The sequence below is a fragment of the Thauera butanivorans NBRC 103042 genome (assembly GCF_001591165.1).
Taxonomy (GTDB): Bacteria; Pseudomonadota; Gammaproteobacteria; order Burkholderiales; family Rhodocyclaceae; genus Thauera; species Thauera butanivorans.
Window position 1 is genome coordinate 1 of sequence record NZ_BCUG01000022.1, and the last position, 25,702, is coordinate 25,702.

A 25,702-nucleotide genomic window follows, 5' to 3' on the forward strand; every position below is an offset into this window, starting at 1 on the left:
TCAGCTTCGTGCGCGACGCGCTGTACGTCGATGTCTCGCACGACGCGCTGTTCCGCGACAACCGCCTGCACCACAGCCGCTACGGCACGCACTACATGAACGCCTACGACAACGTCTGGGAAGGCAACGACAGCTGGATGAACCGCGGCGGGCTGGCGCTGATGGAAGTGCGCCGCCTGACCGTGCGCAACAACCGCGCCTGGGCCAACTCGGACCACGGCATCATGCTGCGCACCATCCAGGACTCGGTGATCGAGAACAACGTCGTCGCCGGCAACCAGCGCGGCTTCTTCATCTACGATGCCGAATACAACGCGCTGCGCGGCAACGCGGTGATCGACAACCGCGTCGGCATCCACCTGTGGGCGGGCTCGAAGAACAACCAGGTCGAAGGCAACGACTTCATCGCCAACCGCGAGCAGGTGCGCTACGTCGGCGCCCGCGACATGGTCTGGGGCGAGCAGACGGGCAACTACTGGAGCAACTACCTCGGCTGGGACCGCGACGGCGACGGCGCCGGCGACGTCCGGTACGAAGCCAACGACATGGTGGACCGCCTGTCCTGGCGCCACCCGATGATGAAGCTGCTGCTGGCCAGCCCCGCGGTGCAGACGCTGCGCCTGGTCGGCCAGCAGTTCCCGCTGCTGCGCGCGCCCAGCATCGTCGACCCCAAACCGCGCATGCAGCCGCACAACCCCGACTGGAGCCAATGGCGTGGCCGATATTTCCCCCGCTCCGAGTGACACGACCCGCGCGGTGATCACCGCCCGCGGCGTGCGCAAGCACTATGGCGCCATCCACGCGGTCGATGGCGTCGACCTGGACGTGCGCGAAGGCGAACTGTTCGGCCTGATCGGCCACAACGGCGCCGGCAAGAGCACGCTGTTCAAGATGATGCTCGGCCTGATCCCGCTTTCCGCGGGCGAGATCCGCATCGACGGCGCGCCGGTGAGCGGCGGCGACTTCCGCGCGGTGCGGCGCAAGATCGGCTACCTGCCCGAGAACGTGGTGCTGTACGACAATCTCACCGGGCTGGAGACGCTGCACTTCTTCGCCAGGCTGAAAGGCGTGGCCGGGCAGAATCATGCCGCCCTGCTCGAGCGCGTCGGCCTGGCCCACGCCGCCCGGCGGCGGGTGCGCGAGTACTCCAAGGGCATGCGCCAGCGCCTCGGCTTCGCCCAGGCCCTGCTCGGCCAGCCGCGCATCCTGTTCCTCGACGAACCCACCACCGGCCTCGACCCCGAGGCGATCCGCGGCTTCTACGCCATCCTGCGCCAGTTGAAGAGCCAGGGCGTGACCACGGTCATCACCTCGCACATCCTGGCCGAGATCCAGGAGCGGGTGGACCGCCTGGCGATCATGGCCGCCGGCCAGGTGCAGGCCAGCGGCACGGTGCAGGCCCTGCGCGAGCAGATGGCGCTGCCGCTGTGGTTCAGCGTGCGCGTGGCGCCCGAGGACTTCGAGGCGGTGCGCGCGGCGCTGGGCAGCCTGCCGGTGGGCGCGATCGAGGCGCGCGACGATCACGTCGCGGTGCAGTGCCCGCGCGAGGCCAAGATGGCGGTGATCGCCGCGCTGGCCGCGCTCGGCGACAAGGTGCGCGACCTCGGCGTGCGCGAACCTTCGCTCGAAGACGTGTTCTTCGGCTTCTCGGACTAAAGGGGCGGACCATGGAGTTTTCGCAGATCGCCGCCATCGCCGGCAAGGAATTCTGGGACCGCATCCGCAACCGCTGGGTGCTGGCGGTGGCGCTGGTGTTTACCGCCTTCGCGCTGTCGATCGCCTATTTCGGCGCCGCCCAGCAGGGCGCGGTGGGTTTCCGCTCGATCGAGGTGACCATCGCCAGCCTGGTCAGCCTGGTGATCTACCTGATCCCGCTGATCGCGCTGGTGCTCGGCTTCGACGCCATCGTCGGCGAGCGCGAGCGCGGCTCGCTCGACCTGCTGCTGTCGATGCCGATCACCCGCGTCGAGCTGCTGCTGGGCAAGTACCTCGGCCTGGCCGGCGCGCTGGCCTTTTCCACCATCGCCGGCTTCGGCCTGGTCGGCGTCGTGCTGTCGGCCCAGCTCGACCTCAATGCGCTGTACCACTACCTGGGCTTCATGATCAGTTCGGTGCTGCTCGGCTGCGCCTTCCTCAGCCTGGCGGTGATGCTGTCGGTGTTCGCCGCCGACCGCACCCGCGCCTCGGGCCTGGCGATCGCGATGTGGTTCTTCTTCGTGCTGATCTTCGACCTGCTGCTGCTCGGCGTGCTGGTCGTCACCGCCGGCCAGTGGGGCGGCGAGGCGCTGCCCTACCTGCTGCTGCTCAATCCGGCCGACGTCTTCCGCATCCTCAACATCTTCTCGCTCGAGGACGTGCGCACGCTGTACGGCCTGGCCACCGTGTTCCCGCCCGCGCTGGCCAGGCCCTGGCTGCTCGGACTGGTGATGGCCGGCTGGATCGCGCTGCCGCTGGCCATCGCCGCCTGGCGCTTCCGCCTCGGCGCGGGCCGCGCCTGACAACCCAAGATTGCGACAGGAGAACAGACATGTGCACACACCACGGCTGCCGCCACACCCCCCGGTCATCCTTCGACCGGCGCCGCTTCCTGGCCGCCGGTGTCGCCACCGGCCTGCTCGCGGCCTGCGGCGGCACGGACGGCGGCAGCGCTTCGGTCGTCGCGCTCGAGATCGAGCGCAGCACCAGCTGCGCGCTCGACGGCATGCTGCTGGCCGACTACCCCGGCCCCAAGGCGCAGATCCATTACGCCGGCGTGGCCGAACCCGACTGGTTCTGCGACACGCTGGAGATGTTCAACATCCACCTCAGCCCGGAGCAGGCGCGCCGCGTCACCGGCATTTTCGTGCAGGACATGGGCAAGGCCGACTGGGACGCGCCGGCCGGCCACTGGATCGATGCCCGCCAGGCCTTCTACGTCTTCGGCTCGAAGCGGCTGGGCTCGATGGGGCCGACCGCCGCGGCCTTCGCGACCGAGGCCGATGCCCGGACCTTCGCCGCACAGCACGGCGGCAAGGTGCTGAAGTTCAGCGACGTCACGCCAGACATGGCCATTCCCGAGTGACTGATTTCGATTTCTGGGCCAGAGCTACCACTGGCAATCCGTCAGGTCGCTGATTACCTTTCTTCCCACGGATCGATGACGGTCAGGCCGGCAGCCTCAAAAGGTGTGGCGTCACGTGTGGCGACCATGAAAGCACGCGCGGCAGCCGTGGCGGCGGCATGAGCGTCTGCCCTGCCGACGGCCAGACCTTCTGCCCGAGCTCGAGCCATCAGATCTGAGTAGGCCTGATGGCGCTTCATGGGAATGCAATCATTGACGCAATATCAGGAGTTGGACCCCCTTCGAGCGTTTTGCCGCTCGGGGGCAGCATCTTGCTGCGCTCATCGGACAAGCAGCTCAGTGCCCTGCACATCACAACGCGGCGATCTGCAAACAATAAATTAGAAATTTCTAATATAATGGTCACGCAATGCACAACCGATAAGCCCCGGTTCGCCAGACTCCCTGTCATCCATTCCGTTCCACGCACAGCCCACCCATGCTCCCTCTCCGCCAGAAAACCCTGGTCTGCGCGCTGTTGTCGGCCGCCTGCCTCCCCTGGCCACCCGTGCTGGCCGGCCCGCCGGACGGAACGGTCGCGCCTGCAACGGTATCCGCCCAGGCGGCCGGCGTCGGCACCGGCACCGCCCATGCCGGCCGCGTAGAGGCGGTGCGCAGCGCCACGGTGGCGGCGCAGGTGGCCGGCACGATCACCGCGCTGCACGTGAAGGCCGGCGATCGCGTGGCGGAAGGCCAGGTACTGCTACACATCGACAGCCGCGTGGCCGGGAAAACCGCGCAGGCCAGCGCCGCACAGACCGAGGCCGCCGTCGCGGTGCTGACCGCCGCCCGCAGCGAATTCGCGCGCCAGCAGCGCCTGTTCGAGAAACGCTACATCAGCCAGGCGGCGCTGGAGCGCGCCGAGGCGCAGTACAAGGCCGCCGCAGCCCAGGCCAGGGCGCAGCAGGCCGCGGCGGACGCGGCGGACACGCAGGCCGGGCTGTCCGTGCTGCGGGCACCGTTCGATGCGATCGTCGCCGAGGTGCCGGTGGAGACCGGCGACATGGCCATGCCCGGCAGTCCGCTGCTGGCGCTGTTCGCCCCCGACGCGCTGCGCGTGGTCGCCGACGTGCCGCAGGGCGCCGTGCCGGCCGACGCCGCGGCGCCGGACATCAGGCTGGAACTGCCCGGCGGCCGCATGCTCTCCCCCGCCGCGGTGGAGGTGCTGCCCACGCTCGATGCGCGCAGCCATACCGTGCGGCTGCGGCTGGCGCTGCCGCCGGCGGCCGGGGCGGTGGCACCCGGCAGCTATGCCCGCGTCTGGCTGGCGGACGCCGCGCCGCGCGCCGCCGTACTGGTGCCGCGCCGGGCCGTCGTGCGCCGCGCGGAGATGACCGGGCTGTACGTACTGGATGCGCAGCAGCGCCCGCTGCTGCGCCAGGTGCGGCTGGGCGCCGAACGCGGCGAGCAGGTGGAAGTGCTCGCCGGCGTCGATGCGGGCGAGGCGGTGGTGGTGGACCCGCAGGCCGCCGCGCGGCTGCGCCGCTGACGAGGGGGCCGGCTTGAGCACTGCAGAACACGGCACCGGCCCGGGCCTCTCCGGCCGCATCGCCGCCGCCTTCCAGGCCGCACGGATCACGCCCCTGCTGGCCCTGCTCGGGCTGCTGATGGGGCTGTTCGCGATGCTGGTGACGCCGCGCGAGGAAGAACCGCAGATCGACGTCACCATGGCCAGCGTGATGGTCGCCTTTCCCGGTGCCTCGGTGCGCGAGGTCGAGCAGATGGTGGCCTCTCCCGCCGAACAGGTGCTCGCCGGCATGGCGGGGGTGGAGCACGTCACCTCCGCCTCCTACCCCGGCCAGGCGCTGCTGACCGTGCAGTTCGAGGTTGGCGTGCCGCGCACCGAGGCGCTGGTGCGCCTGCACGACGCGCTCGATTCGCATGCCGACTGGCTGCCCGCCGGGCTGGGCGTGCTGCCGCCGATCGCCAAACCGCGCGGCATCGACGACGTGCCCATCGTCAGCCTGACGCTATACACCGATGCCGCCGACCAGGGCGCCTACGATCTGGCGCGCGTGGCGCACAGCATCGAGGCCGAACTCAAGCGCGTGCCCGGCACGCGCGAGGTGTGGACTCTCGGCGGCCCCGGCCGCGCCGTGCTGGTGCAGCTCGACCCGGCGCGCCTGCGCAGCCACGGCGTCAGCGTCGGCGAGCTGCACCAGGCATTGCAGGCCGCCAATGCGGGCGGCCCGGCGGGCGAACTGCTCGCCGGCAACCAGGCCATCCAGGTGGATACCGGTGCCTTCCTGCAGGATGCCCGCGACGTGGCCGAACTGGTGGTGGGCGCGCACGACGGCCGCCCGGTGCTGCTCGGCGACGTGGCCGAGGTGCGCCTGGGGCCGCCGCCCGCCGCCAGCTACGTCTGGCACGGCACCACCGGCGGACAGGCGGCCGAATACCCGGCGGTGACACTGGCGGTCAGCAAGAAACCCGGCGAGAACGCCATCGACGTCGCCGACCGCCTGATGGAGCGGGTGGAGAGCCTCAAGGGCACGGTGATCCCCGACGCCGTGCAGGTGGCCGAAACGCGCAACTACGGCGCCACCGCCGACGACAAGGCGCGCCAGCTCATCCAGAAGCTGCTGTTCGCCACCGCCTCGGTGGTGGCGCTCGTATTCTTCGCGCTGGGGCGGCGCGAGGCGGCCATCGTCGGCATCGCCGTGCTGCTGACCCTGACCGTGACCCTGTTCGCCTCCTGGGCCTGGGGCTTCACCCTCAACCGCGTGTCGCTGTTCGCGCTGATCTTCTCGATCGGCATCCTGGTGGACGACGCCATCGTGGTGGTGGAGAACATCCACCGCCACCAGCACCTGCACCCCGGCCGGCCGCTCGCCGCGATCATCCCCGCCGCGGTCGACGAGGTCGGCGGCCCGACCATCCTGGCGACCTTCACGGTGATCGCCGCGCTGCTGCCGATGGCCTTCGTCAGCGGCCTGATGGGGCCCTACATGAGCCCCATCCCGATCAACGCCAGCATGGGCATGCTGCTGTCGCTGGCGATCGCGTTCACCGTCACCCCCTGGCTGGCGCGGCTGTGGATGCGCGAGGTGCCCGCCGGTACGAATGCCAGCCACGGCGCCGATGCCGCGCGGCCGTGGCTGGCGCGGCTGTTCCATCGCATCTTCGATCCGCTGCTGGACACGCGCCGCGGCCGGCGCAGGCGCTGGCTGCTCGGGCTCGCGGTGATGCTGCTGATCGCCGCCTCGCTGGTGCTGCCGGCCACCGGGTTGGTGCTGCTGAAGATGTTGCCCTTCGACAACAAGTCGGAAATCCAGGTGGTGGTGGACATGCCCGAGGGCACGCCGCTGGAGAAGACCGCCGCGGTGCTGCGCGAACTGGGCGCGCATCTGGCCACGGTGCCGGAAGTCAGCGACTACCAGGCCTACGCGGGCACCGCCGCGCCGATCAACTTCAACGGCCTGGTGCGCCAGTACAACCTGCGCAGCGGCGGCGCGGTGGGTGACCTGCAGGTCAACCTGCGGCCGAAATCCGAACGCCGCGAGCAGAGCCACGCCATCGCCACGCGCCTGCGCGCGCCGCTGCAAGCCATCGGCGCGCGCCACGGCGCCAACGTCAAGATCGTCGAAGTGCCGCCCGGCCCGCCGGTGCAGGCACCCATCGTCGCCGAAATCTACGGCCCGGAGGTGGAAGGCCGCCACGCGCTGGTGCGGCAGGTGCGCACGGTGTTCGAGAACACGCCCGGCGTCGTCGATGTGGACGACAGCACCACCAGCGCCGCCCCCCGCGTCCTGCTGCGGGTGGACCGGCGCAAGGCCGCCGCGCTGGGCGTGGCCCAGGCCGACGTGGTGCAGACGCTGCAGGCCGGCCTCGGTGGCCTGGCCGCCACCTATGTGCACGACGGCAGCAGATACCCGGCCCCCGCCTGGCTGCAACTGCCGCCGCACCTGCACGGCGAACTGGACGCACTGCTGCAGTTGCCGGTGCGTTCCGCCGCAGGCGCCCTGGTGCCGGTGCGCGAGGTGGTGCGCATCGACGACGGCGTGCGCGAACAGCCCGTCTTCCACAAGGATCTGCTGCCGGTCGATTACGTCACCGCCGACATGGCCGGCGCGGTCGACAGCCCTCTGTACGGCATGTTCGCGATGCGCGGCGAACTGCTCGCCCTGCCCACCCCCAACGGCGGCGCGCTGGGCGAATACTTCATCCGCCAGCCGCTGGACCCGTGGCGCGAATACGCCATCAAGTGGGACGGCGAATGGCAGATCACCTACGAGACCTTCCGCGACATGGGCGCCGCCTACGCCGTCGGGCTGCTGCTGATCTACCTGCTGGTGGTGGCGCACTTCGGCTCCTACCTGATGCCGCTCGTCATCATGGCGCCGATCCCGCTGACGCTGATCGGCATCCTGCCCGGCCACGCACTGCTGCACGCGCCATTCACCGCCACCAGCATGATCGGCATGATCGCGCTGGCCGGCATCATCGTGCGCAACTCCATCCTGCTGGTGGACTTCATCCGCCTGCAGCAGGCGCAGGGCGTGGCGCTGGAACAGGCCATCGTGCAGTCGGCGATCATCCGCGCCCAGCCCATCGCGCTGACCGCGCTGGCGGCCATGCTGGGCGCCTTCTTCATCCTCGACGACCCGATCTTCAACGGCCTGGCGATCGCGCTGATCTCCGGGATCCTGGTGTCCACGCTGCTGACGCTGGTCGTCATCCCGCTGCTCTACTACGTCGCCTACCGCCCGCGCGGCGGCACCGGGCAGCCCCATGCCTGATCCTTCCCCCACCTTCCCCTCGAGGAGAACCGCCATGACATCCTGGCAGATCGTGCGCATCGCCGCCGGCTTCTTCATCCTGCTGTCCCTCGCCCTGGGCGTGCCGGGCAGCCCCGTGTTCGTGAACCAGTGGTGGCTGGCGTTCACCGTCTTCGTCGGCCTCAACCTGCTGCAGAGCGGCTTCACCCGGTGGTGCCTGCTGGAAACCCTGCTGCGCAGGCTGGGCGTGCCGCCGGGCTGCTGAACCGTCACCGGAACGCGCCATGATCCGCCGCCTCACGCTGGCCCCGCTGTGTGCCGCGCTGCTGCTGGCCGCCGCCGGCGCCCGCGCCACGCCCCTGCCGCAGTTGTGGGAAGCTGCCCAGGCCCATGCGCCCGTCCTGCACTCGGCCCGCGCCGCCCGCTTGGCGGGGCAGAGCCGCAGCGACCAGGCGCGCGCCCTATGGCGGCCCGACCTGGTCATCGGTGCCGCCGCCGGTTATGCCGACGCCAGCAGCCTGACCCGCGGTGCGCAGTTCGCCGCGCCGGGCTTCGGCAGCACCGGCGGCGTGCGCTTCGAGACCGACGTCAGCCACGCCCGCAGCGGCAACTGGAGCCTGGTGCTGATGCAGCCGCTCTACAGCCCGCAGCGCAGCGCCCGGCAGCAGTTGCTGGAGATCTCCGCCGCGAGCGCCGAGCTGCAGTGGCAGGCCGCCCGCCAGAACCTGATGTTGCATCTGGCCGAAACCTATTTCGCGCTGGCGCTGGCCGAGGAATCGCTGCACGTGCTGCGGCGGCAGCAACAGGCGGTGGAACGCATCCTCACCGAAACCCGCGACCGCTTCGAACTGGGCGACCTGCCGGTGACGGATACCCACGAAGCCCACGCGCGCGCCGAAGCCGTGCGTGCCCAGGTGCTTGCCGCCGAAACCGAACTGGATCTGCGCCGCAACGCGCTGGCCGACCTGACCGGCATCCGCCTGGCGGACGGCGAGGCTCGCCTGCCCCAGGCCCTGCGGCAAACGCCGCAGACCGCGCCCCTGGATGACTGGCAGGCCCGCGCCGCGCAGCACAACCCGCAGTGGCTGCTGATGGAACAGCAGGTGGCCGCGGCCGCCCGCGAAGCCGCCCGCCACGGCCCGCTGGACGACGCCCGGCTGGATCTGGTGGCCAGGGTCGGCAGCGAACACCTCAGCGGCGACGGCCGCGGCGGCAGCGCCGCGAACCACGGCCGCGAGGCCTGGGCCGGCGTGCAGTTCACCTTGCCGCTGTCCACCAGCGGCCTGCGCAGCGCCCAGCAGCGGGAAGCCCTGCATCTGCTCGACCAGGCCCGCGCCGACCGCGACCTGCTCCGCCAGCAGATCGATCACCGCATGCGCAGCGCCTGGCTGGGCCTGACCACCGGCAGCGCCCGCGTGCAGGCGCTGCAGGCGGGCGCCGAAGCCAGTCTGGCACAACTGGAAGCCACCCGGCTCGGCCTGGAGGCCGGCGACCGCAGCACGCTGGATCTGCTCAATGCCGAAAACGCCCATGCCGCCGCCCGGCTGGCGCTGGACGAGGCGCGCGTGCAGTTGCTGCTGCACCGTCTGCAGCTCGACGCGCTGGCCGGCGGGCTGGACGAAGGCGCTCTGGCGTGGGCCTGGGCGCAGGCCCGCTGAGCCAGCCCCGCCATGCCCTTCTCGCCCGCTGGCGCCGGCACGGCGGGGCATGGCGATGAGCTCGATGCGGCAATCCATGCCGCGGTGAATCCTGCCCGGTGCCGGTTCATGGCATGCCGCTCCGCGCCGGATCGTCGCCCCCCTGGAGCGAGCGGCCGGACCGGGCGGGGTCGCCCTCCGGTTCCTCGTCCTCCCAGCCGGTGATCATCGCCTTGATGTGGGCGAACACCGTGTGCCCGGTGGTGGTGAGATACACGTGCACGATGAAGAACACCAGCATCATGAAGGCGCCCGCGGTGTGGGCGGTGGCCACCCATTCCAGTTCCAGCCAGCGGTCGACGCCGTAATCCCCCCACCAGGCGTAGAAGAGGTAGAACAGGCCGGAGACCCAGATGACGGGCGAGACCACCGCCAGCAGCGCTAGGTAGGCCAGGCGCTGCAGCGGATTGTGCTTCTTGAGCGCGGTCTTGTGATAGGGGTGGGGCGCGCCGCGGAAGATGCCCCAGGCGTAGTAGCGCACCATGGCGTCCACCTTCTTCAGCGTGGGGATGTACTGCCGCCACTCGCCGGTGGTGAATTGCCAGAAGATGGTGAAGGCCCACAGCACCAGCAGCGCCCAGGCGGCCAGGGTGTGGTACTCCACCGCGCGGCGGAAGCCGAAATTCTCGTAGGCGCCGGCGATCTCGAAGCCGGTGAGCATCATGAAGACGATCAGCACGGCCTGGGACCAGTGCCAGAAACGCTCGTAGCGCTTGAAGACGTAGATGCGGCGCACGGGTCGATGTTCGTTCATGGTGTCACTTCCCCCGGTAGTGGGTGAGGATGCGCAGCGCGCCATGGATCAGCACGCCGGCCAGGGCCGCGAGCGCGGCCAGCCAGCCGGCGGTGCGCAGCAAGGGGAGGCCGTCGCGGCCCGGAACGTAGATGCCCTCCACGCCCGCCAGGCGTCCGTCCCGGCTGTGGCATTCGTGGCAGGCCACGGCCCGCTCCTTGGGCGCCACCATGTGGGTGATCGGCCAGATCATGCGGGTGGCGGCGAAATCGAACTTGCCGCTGTAGGGCTGGCCCGTGGCCGCGGCGCCGGCGGCCAGCGCCTTGGGCCAGTCGAAGTTGTACCAGAAGGCGGTGTCGTCCGGCGTGGCGGTGTGCGGCACCAGCAAGGTGCGGTGCTCCACGTCGTAAGGCTGCTTGCCGTGGAAGATCTTCACCGGCCAGATACGTGCGTCCGGGTCGTCCGGGCCGCCGTGGAAGGTGTTGATCGCCACCTCGGCGGACGGATCGATGCGGGTGTCGATCGTGGTGTAGGTGACCTTGCCGTTGAACCACAGGTAGTCGGGCACCACGTTCTCGCCGAGGACGAAGTCGCCCTTCTTGCTGTCGTAGATCACGTGGCCCTTGTCGTCCTTCTTCTGGAAGGGCTTGCCGTTCTGGTCCATCCGGCCGGCGGTGGACCAGTCCCAACCCATCTTGGTGGGCACGCCGCCGCGCGCGAAGCTCGGGATGTGGCAGGCCTGGCAGGCCAGGGTGTCCGTATGGGCATTGAGCCGTCCGGCATGCAGCAGGCTTTCCTCGTGCGGCTTGTCGCCGTGACAGGACTGGCAGGTGGCCGGGTTGCGTTCGCTCTTCTGGCCGCGCACGAGGGGGCCGTGGGGATCGGCGGCGGTCATGGCGATGCGGCTGCCGGGCACCTTGTGCTCTTCGGCCTGGTGGCAGTCGCTGCAGGCGAAGTTCAGGCCGTCCTGCGCCATGTGCACGTCCAGTTCGCGCGGCGCGGCGTTGAGGGAGGAATCCAGGTCGCCGTGCTTCACGCCGTCCCCGCCGCCGCCGTAGTAGTGGCAGGTGCCGCAAGTCTCGCGCGAGGTGTGGCCCACATGCTGCGCCACCCGGGCGAGATCGGTGGCCTCGACGAACTTGCCCGAACCGGGCGGCCATTCCATGCGCTCGTAGGCCGGGTGCCCGGCCAGCCCGGAGAGCTTCTTGTATCCCCCTGTATTGTGGCAGGCTAGGCAATCCACCTTCTCCTCGGCGGAGAAATCGAAGCTGTCGTCCTTCCAGCCGTAACCCACGTGGCAGGACTGGCAGAAAGCCTCGTTGGACTTGTCGCCGATGCAGAAGCCGTTGAGCATGGTCTTCTTGCCCAGCTTGCTGCCGTCGGCGGGATTCTCGTATTCCCAGGTCCAGTGGCGGGTGGCCATGACCTGCCTGGCCGCCTCGGTGTGACAGGACAGACAGGCGCGGGTGACGTCCTCACCGCTGGCAAACGGGCCCTGCAGTTCCTTGAACTTGCCGTGGTCGGCGGTCGCCGCCAGGGCGCTGCCTGCCATCCATAACGCCACGCCGAGTGCGCATGCCACACCCCGGCCGATCATGGTCTCCATGCTCCTCTTCCTTTTCTTTTCTAATGCCCGGCCCCTGGATGCCCGGTCGGGATGTGAAACGAAGGCAGGAAAGAACATCCGGGCAACGGCCCCTGCCAGGAGAGTTCGGGGGGCAGCGAAGCGACGCTGCGGTGGCTGTTCAGTCGGGCATTTCCGCCTCAGTGTCGGGTGTATCAAGGAACATGCCAGAATCCACGGCAACCATGATTTAAATAAATTTCTTTTAAAAACAACAATATGAAACTTGAACCCAGCCATTCCGGAGCGAGCCGGCACTGCCAGCGGCGCGTGCCATGACAGTTCATGGCAGCATCTGGCGTCAATCCTGGCAGGCCGGCCGAGTGGCCGGCCCCCTCATCGCACCCCTATTCGGGCACGCAGATTCTGTGTCCGGCCGCCGCCGCGAGGGTCTTCACCGCCAGCAGGGCGACCACCGCGCTGAGTGTCGCCAGCAGCACCCAGGACAAGCCCGCATGGAAGGCGGAGCCGCTGCGCGCGCTCATCTCGAAGGTGGCGATCGTCATCGCCGCCAGCGGGAAGGAATAGGCCCAGGCCGAAATGAAGAACGGCAGACGGAAGAAGCGCGCAGCATTGCTCGCCAGCAGCAGGGTCAGGAACAAGGCGGTGAAGTACAGCACGCGGGCGAAGGCGTCGAGCTGGCCGGTCAGCGCCACGTAGGAAATGAAACCCACCGCGGGCGGCGCGATCAGGATGAACAATGTCGGCGTCAGGCGCGCCGGCAGCGGTTCGTGGAAGAACAGGCGGTAGAGCACGATGGTCATCAGCACCAGCCAGAACACCAGCCCGATGCTGAAGAAGAACCAGCTGACGTCCGCCGGGGCGAAACGCACGCCGGCGATCGGCACGAGGATGTTGCCCACCACCGGAATGAACCAGGCCGGGTTGGCGTGCTTGATGTCGTAATGGGTGTGGTGGATCCAGCTGCTCATGGCGAACAGCGTGAACGTCAGGTGGACCGCGGCGCCGATGCCCCACAGCCAGCGTGCCACGGCAGGCGCGTCCTGGGCCCAGGCGATGCCGAGCAGGATGAGGCCGATCGAGATGGCGGGAAAGAAATTGAGCCGTACCGGGTGGGCCCAGTCGGCGCGCACGGCGTCCGGATGGCGCAGCACCTTGGCGGCGTAGACCGCCAGCAGGAACACATACAGGCCGCTCGCCAGCCAGCGCAGCACGATGCCGGCCTCCGGCGGTACGCCGCCGCCGTGGTGCGCCTTGAGCCAGGCGATGGCCAGCCCGGCCACGCCCATGACGGTGGAAAACAGGGCGACGGGGAAATGCGCCAGCCACCCTGCGTGATCAACGGGTGCTGTGCTGGAAGCAGGGACGGTCATGGGAAGCTCCTGGGCCGGCGAATCAGTAGCGGATGTCGATGCGGACTTCGTGCGGCGCGGCGCCGGACACGAGCTCGAAGGCGCTGTCCTCGAAGGCCGGGGGCCCCGAAACACTCGGATTGTTCGACAGCCCGTAGCCTTCGGTCGGGAACATGCCGAAGCGCCGGTTGAGTTCGCCGTTACCGTCTTCGTCGTGGTAGGCCATGATGGCATAGCGGCCGGGCGGCAGCCCGTCGAACTCGACCCGCAGTTCGCCCGGCACGGCGGCCACCTGTTTCACGGCAAGGGCCTGGGCTTCCTTGCGGAAGGTCTTCGGGTCGGCATACAGGCCCACGCGCACGCTGCCGCGCGCGTGCTGCAGTCCGTCGAGGGTGACGTGGAGCGCGGTATCCTGCGCCAGCGCGCTGCCCGTCGCCGAAGCCGAGAGCAGAAAGATCAGCAAATGCCGGGTCATGTCCTGAACCTCCGGGGCTGGCCGCATCGCCCGGACAGGGCGGATGCCGCGCAACCGCGGCCGGCCTGAATGCAAGGTTCCGGTCCGCGACGAATCGATTCATCGCGGACCGGATGGGGCTGGCCGCCGTGGCGGCCCGTATCCGCTCAGAACCCGATGACCTTGCGGTTCGGTTCCAGCAGGGCACGCCCCATGTCGGCGGGCTTGGCCGGCCTGATGCCATCCTTGAGGTCCTCCGGCTTGTTTCCGGAGTTGGGCAGGTAGAGTGCGCAGACCGAGGCCGTCGCCCCCTTCTTCAGCGCGGCGTCGAGCAACTGCGCGGGGGTGACGTCGTTGGGCTTCAGGGCTTCGCCCCCCGCATTCCTGAGTGCCAGATCTCCGGCCTTGTCGCACAGCAGGATGTCGACCTGGGCGCCTTGCTCCTGCATCTGGTTGGCGAGGACCATGGCCATGCCTTGCGTCATGGTGCTGGCGTCGTTGAGCACGACGGTGACGGCCTGCTTGTCGGCGAGCGCGGCGCCGGAACCGAGTGCGAAGGCAAGTGCGATGAGGGTTTTCTTCATGGTGCAACTCCTTGTGGACGAAAGATGTGGGCGTTCGGCGAAACGGCGCTCGAGGCGGGCGCCGCCATTCACGCGCCGAGTTCCGGATAGGCTTTCTTCAGCCGGTGATCAGCGAAGAAGGCCCCGAAGGGCAGCAGCGCGCCATGGCGTCAAAAATAAGATTATGCTAATACAACATCGAGCTGAATACCAACCTGTCGGCCATGTCGTCATGCAATGACCTGCCGCTCCCCATGCCGATCAAGATGCATGCCTACGTTCCCCGCTCCGCTACATCGCTGCATCTGCATGATTCTTCACCGCTTTCGAGCTTGCTCGATACCTGCCATCTTTGGCAGCACCGCCACAAACGGCAGCCCTCCCTGCCAGCAGTCCGCCGCCAGGAGGCCGCAGCGCGGCCCCGCCTTTCCTTGAACCATCGCGTTCCGGCCCGATATGCCGGACGAGCACCACGAACCAGGATGCCCACGACCATGAACGCCCCGCTCCATCTCGTCTGCCCCCACTGCCACGCCGTCAACCGCCTGCCGGCCGAGCGCCTGGGTCAGGCGCCCAACTGCGGCCAGTGCCACCGTCCCCTGTTCGACGGACAGCCCGTGGAACTCGACGCGGCGGCCTTCCCCCGCCACCTTGCCCGCAACGGCATTCCGCTGCTGGTGGATTTCTGGGCACCCTGGTGCGGCCCCTGTCGCATGATGGCGCCCCACTTCGCCGAAGCCGCGCGCCTGCTGGAACCGCGGGTACGGCTGGCTAAGGTAGACACGGAGGCGGCACCGCAACTGGGCGCCCAGTACGGCATCCGCAGCATTCCCACGCTGGCGCTGTTCGCCGGCGGCAAGGAAGTCGCGCGCCAGACAGGCGCCATGGGCGCCCAGGGCATCGTGCGCTGGGTAGACAGTCACCTGTGAGAGCAGGTACGCGATCTGCTCCGCATCCGGCAAACTGCCTCGGATGCGGAGCAAGCGATGCCCGGATGATTCGGCGACTTTGGAAAGGTTGCTGGAGCCGTACAGGCGATTTTGCCGACATCTGGTCCGGATCAGCCGTCGACCACTGCGTTTCCGCCTCTTTGTATGGGCGCGCACCCTCTTCAATATTATCGATTTCTCATGTTTCACCCCCGCCCGGACCAGCCATGAAGATTGCCGACCCCGCCCAGACTTCCCTGCTCAACGAAATGGAGTTGCTGCTCGGAACCTTGCCCCTCGACGGCGCAGCAGTGCTGGAACTGGGCTGCGGCAAGGCCCAGAAGACACGGACCCTGGCCGAGAGCGGCAGGGTTGCGCACATTCTCGCGCTGGAGGTGGATGCCATCCAGCACGAGCGCAACCTGGAAATCACCGATCTGCCCCAGGTGGAGTTCCGCCATGGCGGGGCCGAGGCCATCCCTGCGGAAGACGGCCGCTTCGACGCCGTGCTGATGTTCAAGTCCCTGCACCACGTCCCGGCCGGACACATGGATCGCGCCTTGCGCGAAATCGCCCGCGTACTCAGGCCGGGCGGCCTGGCATGGATTTCCGAGCCGGTTTACGCCGGCGACTTCAACGAGATCCTGCGCCTGTTCCACGACGAAAAGGCAGCGCGCGAAGCTGCCTTCGCCGCGGTGTGCAAGGCGGTGGACGACGGCAGCCTGCACCTCGAACGGCAACTCTTCTTCAACACCCGGAGCCACTACCGGGGTTTCGCCGACTTCGACGCCCGCATCATCCGCGTCACCCATACCGACCACCGCCTGTCCGATGACGTCCATCGGCAAGTGCGGGACAGGTTCAACGCACACCTGACGCCGGAGGGCGCCACCTTCCATACGCCCAACCGGGTGGACATCCTGCGCAAGCCGGCCTGAATCACAACGACGTCACCCATCCGCTTCTCCCATTGTGCCGGGCTGATGATGCAGCGCATGTTCTCCGCACTCACCCTCTCCTGGCGCTTCCTGGCGGCCTTCCGGTAACGCGTGCCGTCTCTTTGTCAGCCCCTTCCTCATCCCTCCTGCACCGTCCCGCGGCCAGCCGCCGTGAACAGGCGGTAGAGCCCCACGCCAGCCCCCAGAGTGAGCAGCCCGTACAAGGCCACCTGCGGACGGCTGAACAGCGAGTAGGCCACGATCCACAGATTGCCGCCCAGGAACAGCAGCGGTGTCAGCGGATAGCCCCAGGCGCGGTAGGGACGCGGCAGGTCCGGCTCGCGCCGGCGCAGGCGCAGCAGCCCGGCCACGGTGAGCATGGCCGACAGCGACAGGGTGAAGCCGATGTAGATCAGCAGGGTGTCGAAGGCCGCGGTGAGGATCATGCCGATGGCGATCAGGGCCTGGAACAGGATGGCCTGCGCCGGGGTGTGGCGGGCCGCGTCCACCTGGCCGAAGCGGCGGAAGAACAGGCCGTGGCTGGCCATGGCGTAGTACACCCGCGGCCCGGCCATGATCATCGCGCTGACCACCGACAGCAGCCCCAGCGCGATGGCCAGCCCCACCAGCGCGCCCGCGCGCGGGCCGAACAGCGCGGCGGCCGCGCCGCTGCCCACTTCCAGCATGCCGGCCATCTGCTCCGGCGGCAGGGCGTAGACGTAGACCAGGTTCAGCAGCAGGTACAACACGCTGACGAAGGCGGTGCCGAGCAGCAGGGCCAGCGGCAGGTTGCGTTCCGGCCGGCGGATTTCCGCCCCCAGGTAGGCGGCGGCGTTCCAGCCGCTGTAGGCGAAGGAGACGAAGATCAGCGCCACGGCGAAACCGGCGCCATCCACCGGGCGCCCGTCGCCGAACAGCGCGGCCTCGACGCGCGCCGCATCGCCCTCGCCGAAGGCCAGCCCGGCCACGATCAGCACGACGATGAAGGCCACCTTGAACACGGTGAGCACGTTCTGCACGCCCTGCCCCATGCGCAGGCTGTGGTAATGCACGAGCGAGAACACCACCACCGCGGCAATGGCGAGCACGGAGACAGGCGACAGGGCGAGCCACGGGTGGCCGCCCGCTTCCAGGCTCCACCAGGCTTCCCGCGCGCCGCCGAGAAAATAGGTGGCAAAGGCGATGGCCGCCGCCGCGATGGGCGCGGAAAAACCGACGATGAGCGAGATCCAGCCCGACACGAAGGCCGGCAGCGGGCCGAAGCTGCGCCGCAGGTAGGCGTACTCGCCGCCGGCCTCGGGCAGCATGGCGCCCAGTTCGCCGTAGCACAGCGCGCCGGCCAGGGCGAACAGCGCGCCGATGGCCCAACAGGCCAGCAGGGCCTGGGTGCTGCCCAGTTCGCCGAGGATGAAGCCGGAGGTGGTGAACACCCCGGTGCCCACCATGTTGGCCACCACCAATACGGTGGCCGCGCCCAGCCCCATCTCGCGCCGCAGGCCGCCGGCCAGCGTGTTCTTCACCGCAGGAAGTCGCCCACGTAGATCAGGTGCTCGAAGGGCAGCTTGTCGCCGCCCAGGCGTTCCAGCACGGTATCCAGCGTGGCCTGCAGCACCGCCTGCCGATCCGCCGCGCCGGCGTGGGAGACGATGGCGATGGGCGTGTCGCCCGGATAGTGGCGCTTGAGCTGGTCGACGGCCTCGGGCAGGTTCATGCCCATGGTGAAGAACACCAGCGTGGAGCGGGTCTCAGCCAGTTTGGCGAGCGTGTCGCGGCCCTGGTAGTTCTCCCGCATGCCGGCGGCGGCGGTGAGAATCACCGAACGGCTCTCGCCGCCGCTGGTGATGCTGCGCCCCAGCGCGGCGTTGGCGGCGTTGAAGCTGGAGATGCCGGGCACCACCACCGGGTTCAGGTCGCTGAATTCGCGCAGGTAGCCGGTTTGCGGGCCGTAGAGGGTGGGGTCGCCGTAGTCGATGACGGCCACGGTCTTGCCCGCCTGCACCGCCGCGCGGATGATGCGGCGGGTTTCCGCCTCCTGTTCGCGCAGCTTGTCGTCCGGGGCGTCGCGCCGCGACAGCGTGCCGAACAGGCCATGTCCGGCCTCGTGCATTTCCTTGCCGACGAGCAGTTCCGGCAGGCGCTCGCGCAGGCGCTGCATGCCGAACACGATGTCCGCCTGCTGGATGATCTTCTGCGCCCGCACGGTGATGTTGTCGGGGTCGCCGATGCCCACGCTGACCAGATACAGGCCGCCGGCCTGTCCGGCGAAGGAATGGCCGGCAAGAAGCAGCAGCCCGGCGAGGGCGAGGCGGCGCAGCAAGGCGCCGGATTGCTTGGCAAACATGAAAGACTCCGTGGAAACAGGAAAAAACAGGAAAAAGCAGAAAAAGGAGAGGCCGCCGAAACCCGCCGGCGGCGGGTGGATCAGAAGCGGTAGCTGGCGCTCAGGCGCACGTCGCGCCCCGCTTCATGGACGATGTTGTCGGTGCCGGCGGCAATCGAAGTCTGGCTGCTGTAGCGCTTGTCGCCCAGGTTGCGGATGGCCAGCGCCAGGCTCAGGCCGCGCACGGCGGCGGGCTGCCATGCGGCCTGGAGGTCGTGCAGGGCATAGCCGGGCCGCTCGATCTGCCCGGCCGGCACGCGCGACAGGCGCTTCACGGCAGTCAATGTATAGCCCAGCGTCAGGCCGTCGGCCACGCGCCACTGGTTGTCCCACACCAGCCGGTCGCCGGTGGGCGCGTTGCGGCGCCGGCTGATGGCGACCGGATCGCCGTGCTGGTTCTCGCTGCTCACCCGGCTGTAGGCGAGCCGGGTGCCGTAGGCGCCGAAGCGCCAGCCCGCGCGCAGATCCCAGCCGGTGGAAATCAGCGTGTCCGGGTTGTTGCGGATCGCGCTGACCTGCCCGCCGCCACCGCCCACGCGCTCGATGGTGTCGTACAGGTAGGACCGGAACAGCGTCAGTTCAAGGTTCACCTGGTCGCCACCGCGCAGCAGGTCGCCGCCCGCATAGCGCAGGCCGCCTTCGCGCTGGCGCGAGCGTTCCGGCTCGAAGGGATTGCCGTCGTTGAAATTGGTGCTCTCGGTGATGTTGGTCATCCAGGAAGCGGGAATCAGCCCGCTGCCGCGCACCGCCTCGCCGTAGCCGGCAAAGGCCGTGACGCCCCGCCCCAGGTCCAGCTCCACGCCCGCGTTGGGCGAAACCTCGCTGCCGCTGACGCTGCGCGGGCCGTACTCGGCATCGAAATCGTCATGGCGCGCGCCCACGGACACCAGCAGGGGGCCGAAGGCGATGCGGTCCTGGATGAACAGGGCGCGGTTCCTGGACGTCGTGGTCTGCTTGACGCTGCGGAAATCCAGCCCGGTCAGGTCTTCGGAAAACCAGTCCATGCCCACGGTGAGCCAGTGGCGGGTCGGCCCCAGGCCGAAGCTGAAGGTGTTTCGCAGTTCGCCGCCGGTTTTCTCGCCGCGCATCTCGGTGTCGGTGGTGACGTTCTTCAGGCGGTCCTCGTTGCGGTACAGGTTGAAGCGCCAGTCGATCCAGGGCGTATCGGCGGAACGGTAGCTGTGGTTGAGCACATGGGTGTTGCGTTCGCTTTCCTGATACACGGGCACCGAGCCTTCCGGCGCATAGCCCATGTCGCTGCCGGTGCTGCCCCACAGGTACAGGCCACGGTTGGTGTTGCGCTCGGTGCTCAGGCGCAGGCTGTGGCCGGCCTGTTCCAGCAGGCTGAACTTGAGGAAGTAGTCGCGGTCCCGCCCGGCGGTGTTGGGCGCGTCATCGCCGCCGCCGATGCGGTAATCCTCGGCGTTCTGCGCCGAGACATGGCCGAGCAGGCCCATGCCCTCGCCCAGCAGGCCGTACACCGTGGTGGCGCCGCGCCACGCCTCGTCCGCGCTGGCGTAACCGGCCTTGAGCCGCACGCCCGCGCGCCGCTGCGGATCGAGCAGGTCCTGGGCATCCACGGTCTCGAAGCGGATGCTGCCGCCCAGCGCGCCCGGCCCCCGGTCCGCGCCGGGGCCGGCCTGGATGTCCACGCGCTTGAGCAGGTCGGGGTCGATGCCGCCGATGCCGCCGCGGTGCTGGTGCAGGTTGCGGCCCTGGCTGGCGCCGTCGATGGAGATGTTGAGGTTGCTGCCTTCCATGCCGCGCAGATAGATGCGCTGGGCGTTGCGCCCGCCGCCGCCCACGCTGACCGAGGATTCGGTGGCGAACACCTCCGCCATGTCCCGCGCCTGGGTGCGTTGCAGGGTTTCCGCAGTGATCTCCCTGCTTTCTGCGGAGAGGGCGCGCACTTCCACCTCGGGCAAGGTGGTCTGGGCATGGCTGGCGGTCATCCAGCCAGACGCCAGCACGGCGGCAAGCGCGGTCATTCGTGGAGCCATTGGTCTGCCTCTTTGTTGCACATGTAAATCACTCTCAATATCATCCAATATTAGAGATTCACCCTGTGCTGAAGAAGCCACATCCGCGGAACACCCCGTTCCGCAAATGCGTCCGCAACCGCCATGATCGATTTCGACCCCCTGCGCGCCGTCCTCGCGCTGGCCCGGCACCACAGCCTGAGTGCCGCGGCACGCGCGCTGGACTGCCCCAAGTCCACCCTGAGCCGGCGCATCGCGCTGGTCGAGCAGACGCTGGGGCACGCCCTGACCCGGCAGGAGAACGGCCGGCTGATCCTCACGGAAGCCGGCTGGCATTACGCCGAATACTGCGAGCGCATTCTCGAACTGGCCGACGAGGGACGGCGCGCAGTGGACCAGCTTGCCACCGGCATCAGCGGTGAGCTGCGCATCGGGATCAGCCCGGAAATGACCCGGGGCTGGATCAGCCGGGCGCTGAACGAATTCCTCGATCACTACCCGGGCCTGTGCCTGGATGTCCATGTGGCCCACCCCGGCACCCTGACGAACGGAACGGGGCTGGATCTGTGGATCCAATGCGGAGAAGCGGCCCTGCCCGGCATGAAGCGCCTGCCGCTGGGGCGCTGGGAACGCCGCATCTACACCGCCGCGCCCCCCGACAGCCCCTGCCGCAATCTGGACGGCCCGGACGGACTGCCGGATTGCCCATGGATCTGCCTGGCCGGAGAAGCGCAGCAAACCATCCTGCATCACACCGGCAATGGGACGCGCCGCAGCGTACGCCTCACCCCCCGCCTGCGGGTGGCCTCCATGCAGATGCTGGCCGATTGCATCGCGCGCGGCTACGGCATCGGCATCCTGCCTTCCTGGCTGGCCGAATGTCCCCGCCACGGGCTCCGCGGACAGTTCAGCCGGGTGCTGGACGGCTGGCAGGCACCCGCCATCGAACTGGCCCTGTATCTTCCGCCCGGCCCGCGCACCCGGCGCTGCGACCTGCTGGTCGAGCACCTGCACACCCGGCTGCCGCCGCGCTGGGCGCTCGAGCAATGTATCGAAGGTACCTAACGGAAGTCCGGAAGGGATTCCGGGCAACGGCCCCTGCCAAGGGGTTGGCGTGAAAGACTTTTCAGCGCGCGCTCTTTAAGGAAGCAATCCGGGGTGCGAGTCAGTCCGGCGGGTCACGTTGGGTGCGGGTTGAGCCGCCAAAGACCTTTACGGCCTTTCCACGCCACCTTCCTCATCGAAGTCTCTTTCATCTTCAGGGGTGGCGGCAGCCAGGCAGGCCAGCGCGTTCGAGCACGTTGCGCAGTTCCCCCACGTTGCCTGGCAAGGCGTAGCGGCACAGCGCCCGCATGGCCGCCGCCGGCACGCGCAGGCGGCGCTCCGGCGCCACCCGGCCGAGCAGCGATTCGACCAGCAGCGGGATGTCGCTGACGCGCTCGCGCAGCGGCGGCACGACGATCGGGAAGGTGTTGATGCGGTAGTCGCAGTCGCACAGGATGTGCGGCTCGGGCAGGCTGTCGAGAAAGGAGAGCAGTTCGGGAAGGAAGCGGTTTTCGGTCGACATCGTATCGCTCGAGCTGGCAGCAGATTGGCAGAAAACTGGCAGTTTATGCTGGCAGACTGTGTGGCACTGGCAGTCCGGCCGTCAGTACCGAGCGCTCGAAGCATCTCTAAAATTGATATAAATCAAAATCATCACGACTAGCCGACAGTACTGGCACGGCACTTGTATTGCAAGGGGGGTTTTCCCCCCGGAGATGACGATGCAACTGGCCGACCGGAAACTGCTGCGCGAGATCGTCGTGGTCGTCGTGCTCAAGCTCGTGCTGATCACCGCCCTGTGGTGGGCGTTCATCCGCGGCCACCAGGTCGAGGTGGACGTCCAGCGCATGGTGGCGCACACGTCCGGCACGTCCGCCGGGGGGCTTCCCAACCCTGACGGAGAGACCGATGGTCACAGAGCAACTCGTTGACCTGTCGCGGCTGCAGTTCGCCGCCACCGCGATGTACCACTTCCTGTTCGTGCCGCTGACGCTGGGCATGGTGTGGCTGCTGGTCATCATGGAAAGCGCCTGGGTGATGACCGGCAAGCTCATCTACAAGGACATGACCCGCTTCTGGGGCAAGCTGTTCGGCATCAACTTCGCCCTCGGCGTCACCACCGGCATCACGCTGGAATTCCAGTTCGGCACCAACTGGGCCTACTACTCGCACTATGTGGGCGACATCTTCGGCGCGCCACTGGCCATCGAGGGGCTGATGGCGTTCTTTCTCGAATCCACCTTCATCGGCCTGTTCTTCTTCGGCTGGGAGCGCCTGTCGCGCAAGCAGCATTTGATGGTGACCGTGCTGATGGCGGTGGGCACCAACCTGTCGGCGCTGTGGATTCTGGTGGCCAATGGCTGGATGCAGCACCCGGTGGGCGCCGAATTCAGCTTCGAGACCATGCGCATGGAGCTGACGGATTTCTGGGCGGTGCTGTTCAACCCGGACGCGCAGGCCAAGTTCGTGCATACCGTGTCGGCCGGTTACGTGACCGGGGCGATGTTCGTGCTGTCGATCTCATCCTGGTACCTGCTGCGCCGCCGCGACCTGGAATTCGCCCGCCGCTCGTTCTCCATCGCCGCGGCCTTCGGCTTCGCCTCGGTGTGTTCGGTGATCGTGCTCGGCGACGAATCCGGCTACGTGGTCAGCGAGGCGCAGCAGACCAAGCTCGCGGCGATGGAGGCGATGTGGGAAACCGAGCCGGCGCCGGCGAGCTTCAACCTCATCGCCTTTCCCAACGAGGCGGAGATGAAGAACGACTACGCGCTGCACATTCCCTGGGTGATGGGCCTCCTCGGCACCCGCTCGCTGGACCAGGAGATGCCGGGCATCCGCGACATCGTGGCGAGGAACCGCGAGCGCGTGGAAACCGGCGTCGATGCGGTGCGCCTGCTCGAAGCCCTGCGCGCCGACCCGGCCAACGCCGACCTGCGCACGCGCTTCGACGCGGTCAAGGACGACCTCGGCTTCGGCCTGCTGCTGAAGAAGTACGTGGCGTCGATGGACGAGGTCACGCCCGAACTGATGGACCGCGCCGCGCGCGACACCATTCCGAAGGTGGCGCCGCTGTTCTGGAGCTTCCGCCTCATGGTCGCGCTGGGTTTCGCCCTGCTGGCGCTGTTCGGCCTGGCGCTGTGGCATTCGGTCAAGGGCGACTTCGAGCGCAAGCCGTGGCTGCTGCGCTGGGCGCTGTGGTTCCTGCCGATGCCGTGGATCGCCTGCGAGCTGGGCTGGTTCGTCGCCGAATACGGCCGCCAGCCCTGGACCATCTACGGCGTGCTGCCCACCCATCTGTCGGTGTCCACCCTGTCGGTGGAGAGCCTGTACGGCTCGCTGGCCGGCTTCGTCGGCTTCTACACCCTGCTGCTGGTGGTCGAGATGTACCTGATGGTGCGCTTCGCCCGCCAGGGGCCGGGCAGCCTGGGCACCGGCCGCTACACGAACGAACAACACGGCGAAACCGCCCCCGCCTGACAAGGAAACCTGGACATGATTCTCGACTACCCGACCCTCAAACTCGTCTGGTGGCTGCTGGTGGGCGTGCTGCTCGTCGGCTTCGCCATCATGGACGGCCACGACATGGGCGTGGGCACGCTGCTGCCCTTCGTCGGCAAGGACGACACCGAGCGCCGTGTGGTGATCAACACCGTAGGGCCGCACTGGGACGGCAACCAGGTGTGGTTCATCACTGGCGGCGGGGCGATCTTCGCCGCCTGGCCCATCGTCTATGCGACCGCCTTCTCCGGCTTCTACTGGGCCATGCTGGCGGTGCTGTGGGCGCTGTTCTTCCGCCCGGTGGGTTTCGACTACCGCAGCAAGATCCATCATCCCGTTTGGCGCAGCACCTGGGACTGGGGCCTGTTCGTGGGCGGCTTCGTGCCGCCGCTGATCTTCGGCGTGGCCTTCGGCAACCTGCTGCAAGGCGTGCCCTTCCATTTCGACGACACCCTGGTGCCGTACTACACCGGCAGCTTCTGGGGCTTGCTCAACCCCTTCGCGCTGCTGTGCGGCGTGGTGTCCAGCGCCATGATCACGCTGCAGGGCGCGGTGTACCTGATGCACCGTACCGAGGGCGAGGTGTACGAGCGCACCCGCAAGGCCATGCTGGGCGCCGGCCTGGTGCTGCTGGCCGGCTTCACCGCGGCGGGCATCTGGGTGCAGGCGATTCCGGGCTACGTCATCGCCAGTGCGATCGACCCCTCTGCCCTGCCCAACCCGCAGGCCAAGGAAGTAGTGCGCGAGGCCGGCGCGTGGATGGCCAACTACCGCGCCATGCCGGCCACGCTGCTGGTGCCGGCGCTGGCCTACCTGGGCGTGGCCGCGGCGCTGTGGCTGGCCTGGCGCGGGCGCACGCTGGCGGCCTTCGTGGCCTCGTCGCTGGGCATCGTCGGCGTGATCGGCACCGCCGGGGTATCGATGTTCCCCTTCGTGATGCCTTCGATCAGCGCGCCGGACGCCAGCCTCACGGTGTGGGACGCGGTCTCCAGCCACCTCACGCTGACCATCATGTTCTGGGCCACGCTGATCTTCATGCCCCTCATCGTCGCCTACACCAGTTGGGCCTACAAGGTGATGGCCGGCAAGGTCACCGCCGCCTACGTGCGCGAAAACGAACATTCGGCCTACTGAAAAAAGGAGAACCGTTCATGTGGTACTTCGCCTGGATGCTGGGCATCGGCTTCGCCGTGCTGCTGGCGATTCTGAACGTGTTGTGGATGGAGAACGAAGATGGACGCCGGAACAGCCTGCAGACACAACGCGGCGGCGACGATGCCTGAGCAGGTGGCCGCGACGCCGGCGGCGCCTGGCCGCAGCAAGCCGCTCGCCCTTGCCCTGGCCCTGGCGATCACGCTGGGCATCACCGTCTATCCGCACGCACTCGCCGGCCCCGGCGGCGGCGCCGACCACTGGGCGGCCGTCGCGGCCTTCTGGGCGATGAGCGCCGGCTACGTCGCCGGCGTCGGCTTCCGGCCGCGCCGGCTGGCTTTCCGCCTGCTGTTCTCCGGCGGCGCCTGCATCGTGGCGCTCGGGCTGGCCCTTGCGCGCATGGCCTGGCTGTGGCGATAGCACGGCGTGGGATGCAGGACGATGCATTTCCGCGTGATCGAGGATGCGCGCGCCGCCGCACATGGTTGCAGGGGCGCATGGTCACCACGGTGGCCGACGAGCGCCGCCACCACGCCCGGGTGGTCGGTGCCTCGCGCGAGTCCTTCGTCACCGATCAGT

26 protein-coding genes are annotated in these 25,702 nt (G+C 68.4%); 16 read left to right on the forward strand and 10 right to left on the reverse strand.

Annotated features, from left to right (window positions below; all coding sequences use genetic code 11):
• The 4 genes from TBU01S_RS10590 to TBU01S_RS10605 all read left to right on the forward strand — a co-directional run.
• On the forward strand, positions 1-743 hold a 743-nt coding region (locus tag TBU01S_RS10590; protein ID WP_174524527.1), incomplete at its 5' end, for a NosD domain-containing protein.
• Positions 715-1,656, forward strand: a complete 942-nt coding sequence (locus TBU01S_RS10595) for an ABC transporter ATP-binding protein (protein ID WP_068636619.1) — start codon at positions 715-717, stop codon at positions 1,654-1,656. The genes TBU01S_RS10590 and TBU01S_RS10595, both read left to right, overlap by 29 nt.
• 11 nt (positions 1,657-1,667) lie before the next feature.
• Entirely contained in the window at positions 1,668-2,498 is an 831-nt protein-coding gene (locus tag TBU01S_RS10600) for an ABC transporter permease (protein WP_068636620.1), read from the forward strand.
• A 29-nt stretch (positions 2,499-2,527) separates the two neighbouring features.
• Positions 2,528-3,061 (forward strand): nitrous oxide reductase accessory protein NosL, encoded by a 534-nt coding sequence (locus tag TBU01S_RS10605; protein WP_068636621.1) that lies wholly within the window; start codon positions 2,528-2,530, stop codon positions 3,059-3,061.
• A 53-nt stretch (positions 3,062-3,114) separates the two neighbouring features.
• On the opposite strand, the gene TBU01S_RS10610 is transcribed toward TBU01S_RS10605, so the two are convergent.
• Complete coding sequence (locus TBU01S_RS10610) at positions 3,115-3,300, reverse strand: PIN domain-containing protein (RefSeq protein WP_068636622.1); 186 nt, start codon at positions 3,298-3,300, stop codon at positions 3,115-3,117.
• Positions 3,301-3,539: 239 nt separating this feature from the next.
• On the opposite strand from TBU01S_RS10610, the gene TBU01S_RS10615 reads away from it, so the two are divergent.
• From TBU01S_RS10615 to TBU01S_RS10630, 4 genes are read left to right on the forward strand one after another with little or no spacing between them, the layout of a single operon-like run.
• Positions 3,540-4,589 carry an efflux RND transporter periplasmic adaptor subunit gene (locus TBU01S_RS10615; protein ID WP_068636623.1) on the forward strand — a complete coding sequence of 350 codons (1,050 nt, stop codon included), beginning with the start codon at positions 3,540-3,542 and terminating at the stop codon, positions 4,587-4,589.
• Positions 4,534-7,839: an efflux RND transporter permease subunit gene (locus TBU01S_RS10620; RefSeq protein WP_083953566.1), complete on the forward strand. Its 3,306-nt coding sequence runs from the start codon at positions 4,534-4,536 to the stop codon at positions 7,837-7,839. The genes TBU01S_RS10615 and TBU01S_RS10620 overlap by 56 nt, the downstream gene beginning before the upstream one ends.
• 34 nt (positions 7,840-7,873) lie before the next feature.
• Positions 7,874-8,083, forward strand: a complete 210-nt coding sequence (locus TBU01S_RS10625; protein ID WP_068636624.1) for a YgaP family membrane protein — start codon at positions 7,874-7,876, stop codon at positions 8,081-8,083.
• A gap of 19 nt (positions 8,084-8,102) precedes the next feature.
• Positions 8,103-9,476 (forward strand): TolC family protein, encoded by a 1,374-nt coding sequence (locus TBU01S_RS10630; protein ID WP_068636625.1) that lies wholly within the window; start codon positions 8,103-8,105, stop codon positions 9,474-9,476.
• Between the two features lie 106 nt (positions 9,477-9,582).
• Here the strand turns inward: TBU01S_RS10630 and TBU01S_RS10635 are convergent, their stop codons facing one another.
• The 5 genes from TBU01S_RS10635 to TBU01S_RS10655 all read right to left on the reverse strand — a co-directional run bounded on the left by TBU01S_RS10635 (position 9,583) and on the right by TBU01S_RS10655 (position 14,223).
• Positions 9,583-10,269 (reverse strand): cytochrome b/b6 domain-containing protein, encoded by a 687-nt coding sequence (locus TBU01S_RS10635; protein WP_068636626.1) that lies wholly within the window; start codon positions 10,267-10,269, stop codon positions 9,583-9,585.
• Positions 10,270-10,273: 4 nt separating this feature from the next.
• Positions 10,274-11,854: a tetrathionate reductase family octaheme c-type cytochrome gene (locus tag TBU01S_RS10640; RefSeq protein WP_083953567.1), complete on the reverse strand. Its 1,581-nt coding sequence runs from the start codon at positions 11,852-11,854 to the stop codon at positions 10,274-10,276.
• A gap of 365 nt (positions 11,855-12,219) precedes the next feature.
• A complete protein-coding gene (locus TBU01S_RS10645) occupies positions 12,220-13,206 on the reverse strand; it encodes an SLAC1 anion channel family protein (RefSeq protein WP_068636627.1) in 987 nt (328 codons plus the stop codon).
• A 22-nt stretch (positions 13,207-13,228) separates the two neighbouring features.
• Positions 13,229-13,660: a DUF2141 domain-containing protein gene (locus TBU01S_RS10650; protein WP_068636628.1), complete on the reverse strand. Its 432-nt coding sequence runs from the start codon at positions 13,658-13,660 to the stop codon at positions 13,229-13,231.
• A gap of 146 nt (positions 13,661-13,806) precedes the next feature.
• Positions 13,807-14,223, reverse strand: coding sequence for a DsrE family protein (locus tag TBU01S_RS10655; protein ID WP_068636629.1), 417 nt, complete (start codon positions 14,221-14,223; stop codon positions 13,807-13,809).
• A 473-nt stretch (positions 14,224-14,696) separates the two neighbouring features.
• Here TBU01S_RS10655 and trxC point away from each other — a divergent pair, with 473 nt between their 5' ends.
• Positions 14,697-15,131 carry a thioredoxin TrxC gene (gene trxC, locus TBU01S_RS10660; RefSeq protein ID WP_068636630.1) on the forward strand — a complete coding sequence of 145 codons (435 nt, stop codon included), beginning with the start codon at positions 14,697-14,699 and terminating at the stop codon, positions 15,129-15,131.
• A gap of 227 nt (positions 15,132-15,358) precedes the next feature.
• Positions 15,359-16,069 (forward strand): class I SAM-dependent methyltransferase, encoded by a 711-nt coding sequence (locus TBU01S_RS10665; RefSeq protein ID WP_068636631.1) that lies wholly within the window; start codon positions 15,359-15,361, stop codon positions 16,067-16,069.
• A gap of 137 nt (positions 16,070-16,206) precedes the next feature.
• On the opposite strand, the gene TBU01S_RS10670 is transcribed toward TBU01S_RS10665, so the two are convergent.
• The 3 genes from TBU01S_RS10670 to TBU01S_RS10680 form a co-directional block, all read right to left on the reverse strand.
• Positions 16,207-17,589 carry an APC family permease gene (locus TBU01S_RS10670; protein WP_217999595.1) on the reverse strand — a complete coding sequence of 461 codons (1,383 nt, stop codon included), beginning with the start codon at positions 17,587-17,589 and terminating at the stop codon, positions 16,207-16,209.
• Positions 17,586-18,410 (reverse strand): SAM-dependent methyltransferase, encoded by an 825-nt coding sequence (locus TBU01S_RS10675; protein ID WP_068636632.1) that lies wholly within the window; start codon positions 18,408-18,410, stop codon positions 17,586-17,588. The genes TBU01S_RS10670 and TBU01S_RS10675 overlap by 4 nt, the downstream gene beginning before the upstream one ends.
• Positions 18,411-18,490: 80 nt before the next feature.
• On the reverse strand, positions 18,491-20,437 hold the full coding sequence (locus TBU01S_RS10680) for a TonB-dependent receptor domain-containing protein (protein ID WP_217999596.1): 1,947 nt from the start codon (positions 20,435-20,437) through the stop codon (positions 18,491-18,493).
• Positions 20,438-20,572: 135 nt separating this feature from the next.
• Here TBU01S_RS10680 and TBU01S_RS10685 point away from each other — a divergent pair, with 135 nt between their 5' ends.
• Positions 20,573-21,493: a LysR family transcriptional regulator gene (locus tag TBU01S_RS10685; RefSeq protein ID WP_068636634.1), complete on the forward strand. Its 921-nt coding sequence runs from the start codon at positions 20,573-20,575 to the stop codon at positions 21,491-21,493.
• Between the two features lie 193 nt (positions 21,494-21,686).
• Here the strand turns inward: TBU01S_RS10685 and TBU01S_RS10690 are convergent, their stop codons facing one another.
• Positions 21,687-21,995, reverse strand: coding sequence for an AAA-type ATPase lid domain-containing protein (locus tag TBU01S_RS10690; protein WP_068636635.1), 309 nt, complete (start codon positions 21,993-21,995; stop codon positions 21,687-21,689).
• A 199-nt stretch (positions 21,996-22,194) separates the two neighbouring features.
• Between TBU01S_RS10690 and cydP the strand changes: the two genes are divergently transcribed.
• Genes cydP through TBU01S_RS10710 form a run of 5 tightly spaced genes read left to right on the forward strand, consistent with a single transcriptional unit; the run spans position 22,195 to position 25,543 of the window.
• Positions 22,195-22,404, forward strand: a complete 210-nt coding sequence (gene cydP, locus TBU01S_RS10695; protein ID WP_068636690.1) for a cytochrome oxidase putative small subunit CydP — start codon at positions 22,195-22,197, stop codon at positions 22,402-22,404.
• Positions 22,382-23,950 carry a cytochrome ubiquinol oxidase subunit I gene (locus TBU01S_RS10700; protein WP_068636636.1) on the forward strand — a complete coding sequence of 523 codons (1,569 nt, stop codon included), beginning with the start codon at positions 22,382-22,384 and terminating at the stop codon, positions 23,948-23,950. The genes cydP and TBU01S_RS10700 overlap by 23 nt, the downstream gene beginning before the upstream one ends.
• 15 nt (positions 23,951-23,965) lie before the next feature.
• Positions 23,966-25,105, forward strand: a complete 1,140-nt coding sequence (gene cydB, locus TBU01S_RS10705; RefSeq protein WP_068636637.1) for a cytochrome d ubiquinol oxidase subunit II — start codon at positions 23,966-23,968, stop codon at positions 25,103-25,105.
• Between the two features lie 17 nt (positions 25,106-25,122).
• The gene (gene cydX, locus TBU01S_RS23025; RefSeq protein WP_083953568.1) at positions 25,123-25,254 is read left to right on the forward strand and encodes a cytochrome bd-I oxidase subunit CydX; all 132 of its coding nucleotides are present in this window, start codon (positions 25,123-25,125) and stop codon (positions 25,252-25,254) included.
• Positions 25,247-25,543 (forward strand): cyd operon YbgE family protein, encoded by a 297-nt coding sequence (locus TBU01S_RS10710; RefSeq protein ID WP_068636638.1) that lies wholly within the window; start codon positions 25,247-25,249, stop codon positions 25,541-25,543. Before cydX ends, TBU01S_RS10710 begins: the two co-directional genes overlap by 8 nt.
• The last annotated feature ends 159 nt before the right edge of the window (positions 25,544-25,702 follow it).

Bases quoted from the DNA above. Each gene is read 5' to 3' on its own strand.
- TBU01S_RS10600 (WP_068636620.1), top strand. From the start codon at position 1,668: ATGGAGTTTTCGCAGATCGCCGCCATCGCCGGCAAGGAATTCTGGGAC.
- cydP (WP_068636690.1), top strand. From the start codon at position 22,195: ATGCAACTGGCCGACCGGAAACTGCTGCGCGAGATCGTCGTGGTCGTC.
- TBU01S_RS10645 (WP_068636627.1), bottom strand. From the start codon at position 13,206: ATGACCGTCCCTGCTTCCAGCACAGCACCCGTTGATCACGCAGGGTGG.
- TBU01S_RS10640 (WP_083953567.1), bottom strand. From the start codon at position 11,854: ATGGAGACCATGATCGGCCGGGGTGTGGCATGCGCACTCGGCGTGGCG.
- TBU01S_RS10650 (WP_068636628.1), bottom strand. From the start codon at position 13,660: ATGACCCGGCATTTGCTGATCTTTCTGCTCTCGGCTTCGGCGACGGGC.
- TBU01S_RS10675 (WP_068636632.1), bottom strand. From the start codon at position 18,410: ATGTTTGCCAAGCAATCCGGCGCCTTGCTGCGCCGCCTCGCCCTCGCC.
- TBU01S_RS10635 (WP_068636626.1), bottom strand. From the start codon at position 10,269: ATGAACGAACATCGACCCGTGCGCCGCATCTACGTCTTCAAGCGCTAC.
- TBU01S_RS10605 (WP_068636621.1), top strand. From the start codon at position 2,528: ATGTGCACACACCACGGCTGCCGCCACACCCCCCGGTCATCCTTCGAC.
- TBU01S_RS10610 (WP_068636622.1), bottom strand. From the start codon at position 3,300: ATGAAGCGCCATCAGGCCTACTCAGATCTGATGGCTCGAGCTCGGGCA.
- trxC (WP_068636630.1), top strand. From the start codon at position 14,697: ATGAACGCCCCGCTCCATCTCGTCTGCCCCCACTGCCACGCCGTCAAC.
- cydX (WP_083953568.1), top strand. From the start codon at position 25,123: ATGTGGTACTTCGCCTGGATGCTGGGCATCGGCTTCGCCGTGCTGCTG.
- TBU01S_RS10625 (WP_068636624.1), top strand. From the start codon at position 7,874: ATGACATCCTGGCAGATCGTGCGCATCGCCGCCGGCTTCTTCATCCTG.
- TBU01S_RS10680 (WP_217999596.1), bottom strand. From the start codon at position 20,437: ATGACCGCGCTTGCCGCCGTGCTGGCGTCTGGCTGGATGACCGCCAGC.
- TBU01S_RS10630 (WP_068636625.1), top strand. From the start codon at position 8,103: ATGATCCGCCGCCTCACGCTGGCCCCGCTGTGTGCCGCGCTGCTGCTG.
- TBU01S_RS10700 (WP_068636636.1), top strand. From the start codon at position 22,382: ATGGTCACAGAGCAACTCGTTGACCTGTCGCGGCTGCAGTTCGCCGCC.
- TBU01S_RS10620 (WP_083953566.1), top strand. From the start codon at position 4,534: ATGCGGGCGAGGCGGTGGTGGTGGACCCGCAGGCCGCCGCGCGGCTGC.
- TBU01S_RS10710 (WP_068636638.1), top strand. From the start codon at position 25,247: ATGCCTGAGCAGGTGGCCGCGACGCCGGCGGCGCCTGGCCGCAGCAAG.
- TBU01S_RS10665 (WP_068636631.1), top strand. From the start codon at position 15,359: ATGAAGATTGCCGACCCCGCCCAGACTTCCCTGCTCAACGAAATGGAG.
- TBU01S_RS10615 (WP_068636623.1), top strand. From the start codon at position 3,540: ATGCTCCCTCTCCGCCAGAAAACCCTGGTCTGCGCGCTGTTGTCGGCC.
- TBU01S_RS10685 (WP_068636634.1), top strand. From the start codon at position 20,573: ATGATCGATTTCGACCCCCTGCGCGCCGTCCTCGCGCTGGCCCGGCAC.
- cydB (WP_068636637.1), top strand. From the start codon at position 23,966: ATGATTCTCGACTACCCGACCCTCAAACTCGTCTGGTGGCTGCTGGTG.
- TBU01S_RS10655 (WP_068636629.1), bottom strand. From the start codon at position 14,223: ATGAAGAAAACCCTCATCGCACTTGCCTTCGCACTCGGTTCCGGCGCC.
- TBU01S_RS10690 (WP_068636635.1), bottom strand. From the start codon at position 21,995: ATGTCGACCGAAAACCGCTTCCTTCCCGAACTGCTCTCCTTTCTCGAC.